The sequence below is a fragment of the Alcanivorax sp. NBRC 102024 genome (assembly GCF_001602235.1).
Classification (GTDB): domain Bacteria; phylum Pseudomonadota; class Gammaproteobacteria; order Pseudomonadales; family Alcanivoracaceae; genus Alcanivorax.
Genome location: NZ_BDAS01000001.1, coordinates 289,748 through 304,039, shown reverse-complemented (window position 1 = coordinate 304,039; position 14,292 = coordinate 289,748). Strand labels below are relative to the sequence as shown.

At 62.2% G+C, this 14,292-nt stretch carries 8 protein-coding genes; 5 read left to right on the top strand and 3 right to left on the bottom strand.

What is annotated here, in order from left to right:
• Positions 1–88: 88 nt before the first annotated feature.
• The 3 genes from A0251_RS01440 (at position 89) to A0251_RS01430 (ending at position 6,663) form a co-directional block, all read left to right on the top strand.
• On the top strand, positions 89–1,573 hold the full coding sequence (locus tag A0251_RS01440) for a carotenoid oxygenase family protein (protein ID WP_062815051.1): 1,485 nt from the start codon (positions 89–91) through the stop codon (positions 1,571–1,573).
• 186 nt (positions 1,574–1,759) lie between these two features.
• Positions 1,760–5,032, top strand: a complete 3,273-nt coding sequence (locus A0251_RS01435; protein ID WP_156478213.1) for a carboxyl transferase domain-containing protein — start codon at positions 1,760–1,762, stop codon at positions 5,030–5,032.
• A 305-nt stretch (positions 5,033–5,337) separates the two neighbouring features.
• The gene (locus tag A0251_RS01430; protein ID WP_062815050.1) at positions 5,338–6,663 is read left to right on the top strand and encodes a Na+/H+ antiporter NhaC family protein; all 1,326 of its coding nucleotides are present in this window, start codon (positions 5,338–5,340) and stop codon (positions 6,661–6,663) included.
• Here the strand turns inward: A0251_RS01430 and msrB are convergent.
• Positions 6,646–7,707 (bottom strand): peptide-methionine (R)-S-oxide reductase MsrB, encoded by a 1,062-nt coding sequence (gene msrB / locus A0251_RS01425; RefSeq protein WP_062815049.1) that lies wholly within the window; start codon positions 7,705–7,707, stop codon positions 6,646–6,648. The genes A0251_RS01430 and msrB overlap by 18 nt on opposite strands.
• Positions 7,708–7,858: 151 nt before the next feature.
• On the opposite strand from msrB, the gene A0251_RS01420 reads away from it, so the two are divergent.
• Entirely contained in the window at positions 7,859–8,749 is an 891-nt protein-coding gene (locus tag A0251_RS01420) for a DNA ligase (protein ID WP_231874136.1), read from the top strand.
• On the opposite strand, the gene A0251_RS01415 is transcribed toward A0251_RS01420, so the two are convergent.
• Both A0251_RS01415 and A0251_RS01410 read right to left on the bottom strand, forming a co-directional pair.
• On the bottom strand, positions 8,750–10,750 hold the full coding sequence (locus A0251_RS01415) for a bifunctional 2',3'-cyclic-nucleotide 2'-phosphodiesterase/3'-nucleotidase (RefSeq protein ID WP_062815048.1): 2,001 nt from the start codon (positions 10,748–10,750) through the stop codon (positions 8,750–8,752). It lies immediately after the preceding gene.
• A gap of 66 nt (positions 10,751–10,816) precedes the next feature.
• Positions 10,817–12,676, bottom strand: a complete 1,860-nt coding sequence (locus A0251_RS01410; RefSeq protein ID WP_062815047.1) for a hypothetical protein — start codon at positions 12,674–12,676, stop codon at positions 10,817–10,819.
• A 213-nt stretch (positions 12,677–12,889) separates the two neighbouring features.
• Between A0251_RS01410 and A0251_RS01405 the strand changes: the two genes are divergently transcribed.
• Positions 12,890–14,284: a phospholipase D family protein gene (locus A0251_RS01405; RefSeq protein WP_062815046.1), complete on the top strand. Its 1,395-nt coding sequence runs from the start codon at positions 12,890–12,892 to the stop codon at positions 14,282–14,284.
• The last annotated feature ends 8 nt before the right edge of the window (positions 14,285–14,292 follow it).

Sequence of the window (14,292 nt, the reverse complement as noted above, 5' to 3'; positions counted from 1 at the left end):
AAACAATTAGCTGTTTAACCCACCTTGCACACCACCCCATCGAGGCTTAGAAAGGGAGCTCTGACAAGAAAAATGCAGGGGTTATCCCATGACGGCAGAAGTGAGTTCGCTACGGACGTCTCCCGGTAAGCCGGTAACGCATCACGGTGGTTTTGAAGCGCTGAATGAAGAGCTGGATTACCTTGTTCCTCTCAACGCAGTAAAGGGAACGATCCCGGATGCCGTGAGCGGCACCTTTTTCCGTATCGGCCCGGGGCGCAACAAGATCGGGGGGCAGGAGTTCGGTCACTGGTTTGATGGCGACGGCATGCTGCATTCCGTGTCCTTCACGAGTGACGGTGTGGTCTACCGCAACCGTTATGTGCGCACGCCCAAGTACCTGGCGGAAACCAGGGCCAACAAAATCGTCATGCGAAGCTTCGGCCACAATGCGCCGGGCGGCATCCGCAAGAACATCGGCCGGCTGCCGGCCAACTGCGCCAATACCAATCTGGTTTACCACGGCGGAAAGTTGCTGGCGCTGTGGGAGGGCGGTCGTCCCTGGCAGCTGGACCCGGCCACCCTGGATACCATTGGCGAGCACGATTACGACGGCAAGCTGGGCAAGTTCAATGCCTTCAGCGCCCATGGCAAAGTGAACCCGCGCACCGGGGTGTATTACAACTTCGGCATTCGTCCTTCTTTCAATCCCAAAGGCGCGCTCACTGGCAAGGGCGCCATCGATCTTTACAAGGTCGCGCCGTCCGGCCATCTGGTGGAAAAGGGGTCCTTTGAGGTGGATTTCCTCAGTTTCTGTCACGACTTCGCGCTGACGGAAAACTACATGATCTTCTTCCAGTCCCCCATTGCCATGAAGTCACCGGTGCCCTGGCTGGCCGGGCTGATTCCCTTCGATCAGGCCATTGCCTGGCGCCCGGAACTGGGCATGAAAATCTATGTGGTGCGCACGGCGGATTTCCAGGTGGAGAAAGTGTTCACCGTGGACGATCCCTTCGTGGCCATTCATTTCTCCAATGCCTGGGAAGCGGACGATGGCAACATCGAGGTGGACCTGACCCGCTACGAAGATTTTTCCGTGAACGAGCAGCTGCGAAATGTGCTCCACAGCAAGGGCGATACCTCTGCCGGGCGATTCATGCGTTACCGCCTGGATCTCCACAGTGGCACGATTGAGGCCAACGAATACAAGGGGGCCCTGGGCGGCGAGTTTCCCCAGTGGGATCACCGCTACACCACCCAGCCCACCTCGGTGATGTATGCCGCCTGCATGATGGGCGATGACTCCACCTTCTTCGATGGCGTGGAACGGATTGATCTGCAAACCGGCAAGGTAAAAACGCACGCACTAGGTGAAGGCCGGTATACCTCTGAAGCCATGTACGTGGCCCCTCGCGAAGAAGACGATAATCAAGAAGGCTGGCTGGTGAGCATGGTCTACGATGCCCGTGATCACAGCAGCGAAGTGGTCATCTTCGATGCCCGCACCCTGGACGAAGTGGCTGTAGTGCCGCTGAGAAACCATGTGCCCTTCGGTTTTCACTGCGGTTACAGTCCCAGGTCGTTTATCCGTTAGGGGTGCCATTGCGGGGACCCTCAGGAAAATGGGGTAACGGGGTCCAGCGCTTTCCCTGTGCCTGTTATCCCGACAAATCTGCATTAACCCAATGCATGGTTCACCATGCACTCTGATCAATGCCATCGATAAGCCCGACTGGCTACACTGTGGTCTTTGCCGTCGAATCAAAGACTGGAGTCCGCCGTGCCCGTGCCGTTTTCTGCCATCCTGATTGCCAACCGTGGCGAGATTGCCATTCGTATTGCCAATGCCTGTGCGGATCTGGGGGTTCGTTCCGTGGGAGTGTTTGCGCAGGATGATCAGGCGTCCCTGCACACCCGTCAGGTGGATACGGCGGTAGCGCTGCCCGGGCGGGGGGTGCCGGCCTACCTGGACGGGGCGCAGCTGATTGCGGTTGCCAGGGAGCAGGGTTGCGGGGCGATTCATCCCGGTTATGGCTTTCTGGCCGAGAACGCGGACTTTGCCGACCAGTGTGCTGAGGCGGGCATCACTTTGATCGGGCCGGGGGCGGACACCTTGCGCCTGTTTGGCGACAAGGCGGCGGCCCGGGCGCTGGCCGCCCGCTGCCAGGTGCCGCTGGTGCAGGGCACGGCGCAGGCGGTGTCGCTGGAAGAGGCGAGGGCGTTCATGGCGTCTCTGCAGGGCAGTGGGGTGATGATCAAGGCCCTCAGCGGTGGCGGCGGGCGAGGTATGCGAGCGGTCACTGATTCGGCAGCGCTCGACGCGGCTTATGCCCGTTGTCAGTCGGAAGCCAAGGCTGCCTTTGGTAACGACGCCGTTTACGTGGAGCAACTGGTCGAGGCTGCCCGGCATATCGAAGTGCAGGTATTGGGCGACGGCAGCGGGGCGGTGAGCCATTTGTGGGAGCGGGACTGCACCCTGCAGCGCCGTCATCAAAAGCTGGTGGAATTCGCGCCGGCGCCGGGCCTGGACCCGGCCCTGCGTGATCGCATTATCGACAGTGCCCTGACCCTGGCGGCAGAAGTGAACTATCAGGGCATCGGCACCTTCGAGTTTCTGGTGGAGCCGGATCAGGACCGTTTCTATTTCATGGAAGCCAACCCCCGGGTGCAGGTGGAGCACACCGTCACCGAGCAGGTCACCGGGGTGGATCTGGTGCAGAGTCAGATCTGGCTGGCGGCGGGGGCCAGTCTCGCCGACCTGAACCTGGAAACCGCCCCGGCCTGTGAGGGCATGGCGGTACAGCTGCGTCTCAATCTGGAAACCCTCAAGGCCGATGGCAGTACCGCGCCGGCGGCGGGCACCCTCAGCGCCTATGAGCCGGCCAGCGGCCCGGGCATCCGCGTGGACGGTTATGGCTACGCCGGGTACCCGGTCAGCCCGGCCTACGATTCCCTGCTGGCCAAGCTGATCGTCACCGGCACGGATTACGGGTCGGTATTGCAGCGGGCCCGTCGCGCCCTGACGCAGACCCGTATCGAGGGGGTACCAAACAACCGGGGCTTGCTACAGGCACTGCTGGCCAGTGACCACGTGGCAGCGAACACGGTCACCACCGGGTATGTGGAAAGCCATCTCGACGCCTTGCTGGCGGCCATGCCGGCGGCACCGGCAGGGGATCGTCCTGCCGTGGCCAGCGCCCCTCAGAGTGAAACGTCGGCGACCCCCGCCGGCTGCGAGGCGCTGCTGAGCCCCTCCACCGGGGTGCTGGTGTCCCTGCTTGTCCAGGAAGGAGATACCGTGCAGGTGGGACAGGTGGTGGCGGTGCTGGAAGCCATGAAGATGGAATTCGAGGTGTGCGCTGCCACGGCCGGTCGGGTGCATCGCCTGGTGGCCGGGGAGGGCGATGCCCTGAACGAATCCGCGCCGCTGCTGTTTGTGGAACCCGGTGAGGTGGCGGGCGATGCCATCGCCACGGAAGAAAGCGTGGACCTGGACCATATCCGCAAGGACCTGGCGGAGGTGCTGGATCGCCACCAGGCCATCAGCGACGAAGGCCGGCTCCAGGCGGTGGCAAAACGCCACGGCAAGGGCAAGCGCACCGCCCGGGAAAACCTCGACGATCTGCTCGACGCGGGCAGCTTCCAGGAATACGGCGCTATGGCCCTGGCCGCCCAGCGCCGCCGTCGCAGTGCCGAGGAACTGCAGACCATGAGCCCGGCGGACGGATTGATTGGTGGTACCGGCACGGTCAACGCGGATCAGGTGGGCGAGCAGAGCGCGCGGGTGATGGCCATGAGTTACGACTACACCGTGTTCGCCGGTACCCAGGGGATGATGAACCACAAGAAGACCGACCGCCTGCTGCAGCTGGCCGGCCAGTGGAAGATGCCACTGGTGCTGTTCGCCGAGGGTGGTGGCGGGCGACCCGGTGATACCGACTTTGTCGGCGTGGCGGGTCTGGATTGCCATACCTTTGCAGCCATGGCGAAATTGTCCGGCCAGGTGCCACTGGTGGGCATCGGTTCGGGTCGCTGCTTTGCCGGTAACGCCGCCTTGCTGGGTTGCTGCGATGTGATCATTGCCACCGAAGATGCCTCCATTGGTATGGCCGGGCCGGCCATGATCGAAGGCGGTGGCCTGGGGCGCTTTACCCCGGAAGAGGTGGGGCCGGTCAGTGTGCAGGCGGCCAACGGGGTGGTGGATGTGCGAGTCCGCGATGAAGCCGAGGCGGTGGCCGTGGCCAAACAGTACCTGTCCTATTTCCAGGGCTCGGTGGCGGACTGGCAGGCGACGGACCCGCGGGAGCTGCGTCACCGCATTCCGGAAAAACGCACTCGCGTCTATGACATGCGCCGGGTCATCGAGACACTGGCCGATACCGGTTCGGTGCTGGAACTGCGCCGGGCATTTGCCCCCGGCATGATCACCGCCCTGGTGCGCATCGAAGGCAAGCCGTTCGGCCTGATCGCCAACGATCCCCAGCACCTGGGCGGAGCCATCGATGCGGTGGGCGGCGACAAGGCGGCGCGCTTTATGCAGCTGTGCGAAGCGTTCGGGTTGCCCATGGTGTCCCTTTGCGACACCCCCGGTTTCATGGTCGGTCCGGAAGCGGAAAAGCAGGGTACCGTGCGCCATGTGTCACGCATGTTCGTCACCGCCGCCAGCCTCACCGTGCCGTTCTTCACCCTGGTGCTGCGCAAGGGCTACGGCCTGGGCGCCCAGGCCATGGCGGCGGGCAGTTTCCATTCGCCGCTGTTCACTGCTGCCTGGCCCAGCGCCGAGTTCGGCGCCATGGGGCTGGAAGGGGCGGTGCGGCTCGGCTTTGCCAAGGAACTGGCTGCCCAGCCCAGCGCGGAGAAACAGCAGCGCCTGTTCGACAAGCTGGTGGCCAAGGCCTACCAGCAGGGCAAGGCCCTGAACATGGCCAGCTTTCTGGAAATCGATGCGGTGATTGATCCGCAGGAGAGCCGCCAGTGGATTCTGCGCGGGTTGAATGCGTCCGGGTTCAACACCGGCCGGCACGGCGGTCGACCGTTTGTGGATACGTTTTGAAAGACCAGAAGCGAGTTGCGAGTGTCGAGTTGCGAAAACCTGGATACGAAGCCGCTGTAGGAGCCCATGCTTGCATGGCGAACCGCGCCTGCGCGGAAATCGACCGTAGGGCGATCAGGGTTTTCAGAGCTCGACAGGTTTCAAAAAAGATTGCTGCCGCTCGAATCTCTGTCGCCTCGCTACGCTCGGTTCGCCATGCAAGCATGGGCTCCTACAGCGGCTAGAGAAGGAAGGTAGCGCCGGTACCGTCACCGGCCGGGAATCTCTACACTGTGTGGAGATTCACCGCTGATCCGGACTGATCCATGACTCAAGCTCCTGCCCGCGCCTGGCCCTTGTTGCCGCTGCTGTTTTTTATGGCGGTGTTCTTCGGTAGCGGGATCTATTACAGCCTGCAGGGCACCGAGTTCGCCTTTTACCAGATCAAGGCGCCGGTGGTGGCCATGGCGGCCATTGTGCTGGCCTGTGTGCTGGCGCGGCAGGCGCTGGGCCGCAGTGTGGAGCGCCTGCTGGCGGGGATCGGCCACCCCAATATCATCCTCATGTGTCTGGTGTTCCTGCTGGCCGGGGCCTTTGCCAGTGTCAGCGAGAGCATCGGCAGTGTGGATGCCACCGTGCAGTTTGGGTTGCGCATTATTCCCTCTGACTGGGTATTGCCGGCCCTGTTTCTGATCGCTGCCTTTATCGCCACGGCCATGGGCACTTCCATGGGGACCGTCGCCGCCACCGCGCCCATTGCCGCCGGGTTTGCCCAGGCCACCGGGCTGCCCTTGCCGCTGGCGGTGGGGGCCGTGGTGGGCGGCGCCATGTTCGGCGATAACCTGTCGATGATTTCCGATACCACCATTGCGTCGACTCGCAGCCAGGGCGTGTCGCTGAAGGACAAGTTCCGGGTGAATATCTGGATTGCCCTGCCGGCGGCGCTGGTGACCGTGGCGGTGCTGGTGATGCTGGGCGGCGGTGACCATCAGGTGCAGGCGGAGCCGTTGCAGCCCTGGTTGGTGCTGCCTTACCTGCTGGTCTTTGCTTTGGCCCTGAGCGGGCTGCACGTGTTGGCGGTGTTGATCATCGGTATCGCCGTGGCCGGGGCCACCGGCATGGTGCAGGGGGCGGACTATGGGCTGGCCCAGGTGAATGGGGCGGTCTACAGCGGTTTTGAAAGCATGTTCGAGATCATGCTGTTGTCCATGCTGATCGGTGGGCTGTCACAACTGATGACCGACCAGGGTGGCACCCGCTGGTTGATCGAACGGATTCACGGCCTGACCCGCTGGCTGAAACTGCCGCTGCAACGGGCCGGGGAAGTGGGTATTGCCCTGTTGGTGGTGTTCGCCAACGTGTTTGTGGCCAACAACACCGTGGCCATCGTGCTCACCGGCGAAATGGCCAGAGACATCGCCAATGACCATGGTGTGGACCTGCGCCGTTCCGCCAGTGTGCTGGATATCTTTTCCTGCGTGGTGCAGGGGCTGATTCCCTATGGCGCCCAGGTGCTGCTGGCCTGTTCCATTGCCGGGCTGTCACCGCTGGCGCTCATCGGCGCCATCCATTACTGCTGGGCGCTGGCGGTGGCCGGGGTGATCGCCATTGTCATCAACCGGCCACGGTTGGTGTCACTCAAACAGGGATAGATACTCCCCGTAACCCTGTTCGGCCATCTCGTCTTTGGGCATAAAGCGCATCGCCGCGGAGTTCATGCACCAGCGCTGGCCGGTGGGCGCGGGGCCATCGCTGAACACATGACCCAGGTGGGAGTCCGCGTAGCGGCTGCGTACTTCCGTGCGGGTGGCCCACAGCTTGTTGTCCTCGTGCAGGGTGACGAATTCCTTGTCGATGGGCTTGGTAAAGCTGGGCCAGCCGGTGCCGGATTTGTATTGGTCCGTGGAGGAGAACAACGGCTCGCCGCTGATCACGTCCACATAGATACCCTCGGCCTTGTTGTCGAAGTATTCATTCTGGAAAGCCCGTTCGGTGGCGTCTTCCCGGGTCACCTGGTAGACCAGCTTGGGCAGGGCTTTTTTCAGTACCTCATCGCTGGGTCGCTGGAACTGATCCGGACCCTGCCAGCGTTGCGTCACCTGCTCAGTGAGCCAGGGGCGATGTTTCGGGTCGTCCCAGTGTTCTTCCAGAAACTGGTCACGGCCGGAGCGATAGCGGTAGTACTTGTACTTGAGGCTGTGGGTCTTGTAGTAATCCTGGTGGTAATCCTCCGCCGGGTAGAAGGCGTTCAGCTCGGTGATTTCGGTGACCACCGGTTTGTCGAAGCGGCCGCTTTCATCCAGTGCTTTCCGGGAGGCCAGGGCTGCCGTTTTCTCTGCCTCGGTCTGGTAGAAAATGGCGCTGCGATACTGCTGGCCGCGATCCACGAACTGGCCGTTGGGGTCGGTGGGGTCTATATGCTGCCAGAACCAGGTTAGCAGGTTGTCATAGCTCACCACCGCCGGGTCGTAGATCACCTTGACGGTTTCCGTATGGCCGGTGCGGCCATGGGCCACATCCTCGTAGCTGGGATTCTTTTCGTCTCCCCCGGCAAAGCCGCTGATGGCCTCACTGACCCCATCCAGCTCTTCAAAATCCGATTCGGTACACCAGAAACAGCCGCCGGCGAAGTAGGCCTCGGCGGCCAACAGTGGGCTGCTCACGGTGAGAGCAACCAGAAACAACAACGTACGCATGATTGATACCTCCTGACGCTTGGATGCCCGACCGGCGGATTTGTTGCAAAACCGGTGATTTCTTACGCGCTGTTGCTGCGAAGGCGGACAGAGTCGGGCCTCTCCTTCCGTCACAGTCTGGGACCGTGAGCGAGAATAAAAGGAGAAGACCGTGACGATACCGGTACGACAAGGCGGTCTGCGGCTTGGCTTGGTGATGGCTATATGGCTGCTGGCGGCCGCGGCCCGGGCCGGCGAGCCCCCCTTGCAGCTGGCCAGGGTGTATCAGCCGGGCATGGATCTGCAGGGCTATTGGGTCAGCGAAAAGCTGGACGGGGTGCGCGCCTACTGGGATGGGCAGCAGTTGCTGTCCCGGGGAGGCAATGTGATTGCGGCGCCGGACTGGTTCCTGCGGGATTTCCCGGATCAGCCTCTGGATGGCGAACTGTGGATGGGGCGGGGCCGCTTTGCCCAGGTGTCCGCGGCCATCCGCCGGTTGCAGCCGAAGGCAGAAGAGTGGCGGCAAATCCGTTTTATGCTGTTCGACCTGCCGGCCTCCGGTGTACCGTTCAGCGAGCGCATTATCCGAATGCGTCAGCTGACCAGAGATACCGGATCTTACCATCTGGCCATGGTGGAACAGCGGCCGGCCGCGGATCATGAGGCCCTGCTGGCCGATCTGGATCGGGTGCTGGCGGCGGGTGGCGAAGGCTTGATGCTGCACCATGGCGACAGCGTCTACCAAACCGGCCGCACGGCGGCATTGTTGAAGGTAAAAACCTTTCAGGATGCGGAAGCAACGGTGGTGGATTACACCCCGGGAAAAGGCAAATACCAGGGCCAGGTTGGCGCATTGGTGGTGGAAACCGAAGCGGGCCGGCGCTTCAAGCTGGGCAGTGGTCTCAGCGATGCCGAACGGGCGGACCCGCCGCCGCTGGGCAGCACGGTGACCTATAAATTCTACGGTCTCACATCCACGGGTTTGCCCCGCTTTGCCAGCTTTTTGCGAATACGAAACGACGAGCCGGCGGCACCGACTCGTCAGGTGTTGCAGTCCGATTGATCAGGGCTGCAGGTTCAGCTCGTAGATCGCCTCGTTGCCACTGTCATCCAGCAGGGTGGCCATGAAGCTGCCACCGGCTCCGGCCACCGCATCGGCCACGAAGTTCTTGGCGCGGTCGGTGTTGGGTACCCGGAAGACGATTTGCAGATCACTGCTGTAACCCAGGATCGGTGCGAAGGACCAGTTGTTATCGGCGGTAGGGGTTACCGGGCTGTTGGCCTGAATGTAGTTGCCGACCACCTGGCGGTTTTCGTCCGGAGATTCGATCACCACATGGTCGCCACCGGTGCCGGCAAAGTGGCCGCCGGTAGCACGGTAGTTGTTGCTGGCGATGAGAAATTCCTGGGCCGGGTCGATGGCGGTACCCTCAAACTGCAGGTCAACGATGCGGCTGCCGTCGCTGATCTTGGCGCAGTCACGATCGTAGCGGGCCGGTTCGGTCACATCGATCTGGTAGCTGACCCCGTCGATGACATCGAAGTTGTAGGTGGGGAAGCCACTGAAATCCACCAATTCCTGGCGGTCGGCGGTGTCGGTGATCTGGAAGAACTGGGAAGCAGAACATTCCAGCCATTGTTCCAGTTCGGCGCCGGTTACCTTCACTGCCATCAGGGTGTTGGGGTAGAGGTAGAGATCGGCGATGTTCTTCACTTGCAGCTCGCCGGCCGGCACCACGGTGAAGCTGCTTTCCTCGGCGCAGACCCCGTCACGGTCACAGGCCTTGAACGGGGCGGCGGCGGACAATACAGGTAAGCCATCCAGCTCGGTGCCGACAATGGCGTCTTCCACATAGGCTTTCTGGGCATCGCTGACGATCTGGATGGAAGGATCGTCCTTTACCACCGCCAGGAAACTGAAGATGTCATCGGTGGATTCGCCGATCACCTGGCCCATGTATTCCAGGGTGGCGTCGTGGTCGGGTTTCACCAGGGCGGTCAGGGCGGCATCGGCTTCGCCTTCCGGGTCCAGGGCCCGGGCTTCCACCTGGCTGTTCACCACGGTCCAGCTTTCGCCATCCTCATTGAGTGCCAGGGTCAGGTCGATGATGCCCAGGTGGCTGCCCCAGTAGCCGGGCATGACCGAAGGCACCCCCTTGATGGTGCCTTTTTCCAGATCCACGTTGGCGGTGTTGGCAAAGCTGTCGGAGGGGAAAGTCAGGTGGCTGTGGCCGAACATGATGGCATCGATGCCATCCACGTCCGCCAGGTACCAGCTGCTGTTTTCTGCCTTGGCCTCTTCCGAGTAGGCGGTGGTGTTGATGCCGGAGTGGGGAATGGCAACGATGATGTCTGCGCCTTCTGCCTTCATCTGCGGCACCAGCAACTCCGCGGTGGCCTTGATGTCCTTGGCGGTGACCTTGCCTTCCAGGTTCTTCTTGTCCCACTGCATGATTTGCGGTGGCAGGAAGCCGATAAAGCCCAGGGTCAGGTCGTGGGGGTTGCCGTCCCGGTCGTAGACTGTCTTGGTGATCAGTTTGTACTGATCAAAATACGGGGTGCTGCCGTCGGCGCTGAACACGTTGGCGCTAATGTAGGGAAAGGCGGCGTCGTCCACGCTTTCGGCGAGGAAATCCAGGCCGTAGTTGAATTCGTGGTTGCCGTAGTTGCCCACGTCGTAGGCCATTTCATTCATCACCTTGTAGACCGGGTGCACCTCGCCGCTGGTGAGCCCCTGCGCCTGGCGCCAGTCGCCCATGGGGCTGCCCTGGATCAGGTCGCCGTTGTCGACCAGTGCAGAATTTTCCGGGTAGGTGATTTCGGCGCGGGCCTGTTTGACCAGCATGGCGGTGCGCACCAGGCCATGGCCGTTGTCCACGCTGTCACTGTAGTAGTTGTAGTCCATCACGTTGGTGTGGATGTCGGTGGTTTCCATCAGACGCAGATCCACTCGGGGGCCGGTGTTCTGCTCTGCGGCGTTGTTGTCATTATCGCCGCCGCAGCCACTGAGCAGGGCGCCGCCGGCCAGCGACAGGGCGAGCAGGAATCGCAGTGAAGCTTTCATGATGTGTCCTGTGTGTCGGGTTGGGAAAGGCGGCGCGAACGCCGCCAGGCAAGGGTTCAAAAAGAGTCAGGGGCAGTTGCTGATCACGGTGAGTGAGCTCACCGATTCCAGGCTGGGGTAACTCATGTAGAGGTCGCGCACGCCGTCCACTTCCAGGGTCTGGCCGATCATGGCGGGGTTGTTGGCGGGGCTGTATTCGGCGCGCTGGTCGGATTCCAGCTTTACGTAAATGGTGGTGCTGTTGTTCAGGTCGCCCAGCTCCAGGGCGTAGGGGTCGTTGACGCCGCTGATGACTTCGCCGATTACGGTGAGCGGGGTGCCCTGGCTGCTGGCGTAGGCGTCGCTTACCGACACCGCGCCGCTGCTGCCACAACTGCCGCCGCCGGTACTGCCATCCACTAGCTGCATGTCGGTGACGTACTCGATGCTGGGCTCGCCCATGTAGACGTCACGCTCGCCGCTCACCTGCAGGGTTTCACCGATCACTGCCGGGTTGTTCTGGGGGCTGAAGTCGTTGCGGTACTGGCTTTCCAGTTTCACGTAGAGGGCGGCGCTGCCGGCACTGTCCTCTATTTCCAGGGCGTACTCGCCGTTGATGGCCTGGGTAATCACGCCTTCCACGGTGACGGAGGTGCCAGTGGGTTCGGCCAGGGCCTCGCTGACGGACAGCACCTCCCCGCCGCCAGAGCTGCCACCGGGGCCGTTCGGGGCACCGTAGGCGCCATAGTCGAAGGTGCTGGCATCCCAGGGGTTATAGCCGCCGGAGGGAGTGTTCCAGGGCTGGCCGTTGTCCGGGTCGTCCAGCTCTTCGCTGGCCATGGGAGTGGGGGTGGCGGTGCCGGCCGGGTGGGCGCTGCTGTTGAACTGGGTGTAGCTTTCCGGGGTGGCCAGCCAGTCGATCAGGTTAATGCTGAGCTGGGCGGCGTTGCCCGCATCGGTCCAGCCCGGGTAGGTGCTCTTGGTGTTGCCGTTGTCCTGGCGCTTGTACTTGGGTGAGGCATCTTCAATGGGGCTGGAGTCGCCAATAAAGGCGGCCTTACCGGGGCCGGATTTGGCGATGGCCACATAGGGGCCTTCGGCGGTACCGCCAAAGTAGAGCCCGGAATCCACCGCGTGGGTCCAGCGGCTGGGGCTGTCGCTGGTGGAGAAATACACCAGGCCCTTGGCCTTGTTCGGGTCGGTGATCGCCAGGGTGGCGCCACCGGCCATCAGTACCGGGCCCACGCCGGTGGTCAGCCCCTCAACCTGGCTGGCGGGTTCGATGCCGCTGGCGCCGCTGTGCCAGTCGATGGCGTTGAAGCGGAAGCGGATGCCGAACTCCTGGGCCAGCCAGCCGCTGGTGGTGCCCGGGTTACGCAGGTCGCCGTAGCTGCCGCCCACATTGAACTGGGACAGGGTGGAGCGGTTATAGCCGTTGAACACCTCGGTGCTGTCCCAGGTGTTCAGGTTGCGGTCGGCGTTGTAATGGTCGGCCACAAAGAAGATGCCCTTGCCGGCGGCCACAAAATCTTCCAGGGCTTGCTGTTCGGCCAGGGTGAAGGGACGGTTGCTTTCCGCCAGTACCAGCACATCCGCGTGACTGATGGCGGTGTAAGTGATGACCGCTTCGTTGGCGTTGCTGTTGGCGGTGGTTGGGGTGGTGTAGTCGTCCACAAACTGGATAACGCCGTCGCTGTTCTTGTCCACACCCCGGTATTCCTGCACCGTATAGCCTTCGGCCACCAGCGCATCGGCGAAGTCGGAAAAGGCGCCGTCGATCACCCAGTCCGCGTTGCCTTCGGTGCCCCCGTGGGACACGTCGAACAGCACCACCTTGCCGTTGTCGTTGGCGCCGGGGGTCTTGATGGGGGCGGGGTAGTTCCACTGGTAGGCATGGGCCGACCCCAGTGAGGCGGCCAGCAGGCCGGCGAAAAGAATGTGCTTCATGAGTGTTCATCCCTGAGCAGAAAATGGAGTGCCCAGAGGGTGGCGGCGTGACAAGTCCCGGGCGTAAAAACCCTGTGAATTTTAGGTGAATGCCGTTCGTTTTATGGCAGGGTAGGCATTACCGACGAAAACAGGACAATCATCATGGCCCGGTCATGATCGGGTCATAACAACGGCAGATGGAGCGGTGTGGGTGAATGGAGAGAGAACATTATGAGTGCGCAGGCCAGCCCGACGGCACTGTCCTCCCTGTCGCTGGTGTCTGACAGCGACCAGGCGTTCACCCTGCGTGTCACCCTGGTCCGTCTGGCCCGGCGAACCCTGGATGTGCAGTATTACATCTGGGATGACGACACCACCGGCAAGCTGCTGATCTACCGGGTGCTGGAAGCGGCGCGCCGGGGGGTGAAAGTGCGCATGCTGCTGGACCACGCCAATCAATTGGGCCGGGATGTGAAGTGGGCGGCACTGGACGCGCACCCCAATATCGAGGTGCGTCTTTTCAACGCCTTCCATGGTCGCTACAAGCACTTCCTGCAATGGTTGCACCATGCGCCGCTGCTGAATCACCGCATGCATAACAAGGCCTGGATCGTGGATGGCGAACGGGCAATTGTGGGCGGTCGCAATATTGCCGATCATTATTTTGGCGTGAACGCGTCCACCAATTTTCGTGATCTGGACCTGTACGCCCGCGGTCCCATCGTTGCCGATACCCAGGCCGCGTTTGATTGCTACTGGGACAGCCCGCTGGCCATGCCCATGAAGACCCTGCGTCGTTACCGGGAAACGGCGGCGGATCGAGTCTGGAAGTGGTTGCGGCAATGGCGCCGCACCCTGAGGAACTATCCCTACCTGTTTCCCCAGCACGAAGCCTTCTTCACCGAATACCTGACGGCCCAGGATCGCCAGTGTGTGCAGGCCCATGCGGTGTTGCTGTTCGACAGCCCGGACAAGGCCGCCGGGGTTAAGCAGACGTTGATGGGCGATCAACTCGCCCACCTGCTGGCCCGGGACGACCATCAGGAGCTGCTGATGGAGGCCAGCTACTTTATTCCCGGCGATGCCTTTGTGGCGGAACTGGCGGAGATGAAACAACGGGGTGGCCGCGCGGCGGTGCTCACCAACAGCCTGGCCACCAATGATGTGATTGCCGCCCACGGTGCCTATGCCCGGTACCGGAATGGCTTGCTGGAGGCGGGTGTGGAGCTGCACGAATTGAAAGCCAACGCCCGTGCCCTGCACCGCCAGGTACGGTTGTTCAAGGGGCGCTCCCGGGCCAGCCTGCATACCAAGGCCATGGTGCTGGACCGGCGCGAGGTGTTCGTGGGCTCGTTCAATATTGATCCGCGCTCGGTACATCTGAACACGGAGATGGGCTACTACGTGGCGTCTGCGGAACTGGGCCAGCAGGTCGCGGCGTTCATCGAAGAAGGCCTGGCGCCGGAAAACAGTTATCGGGTCGATAAAGAGCAGGGAAAACTGACCTGGGCCGGCGATGGCCATGACGGTCGGCCGGAGGTGCACCACAACGAACCCGACGTGACCGTATGGCGACGCATGCTGGCGTGGTTGCTGTCGCTATTGCCCATTGAGCGGATGTTGTAAGCGCGGCA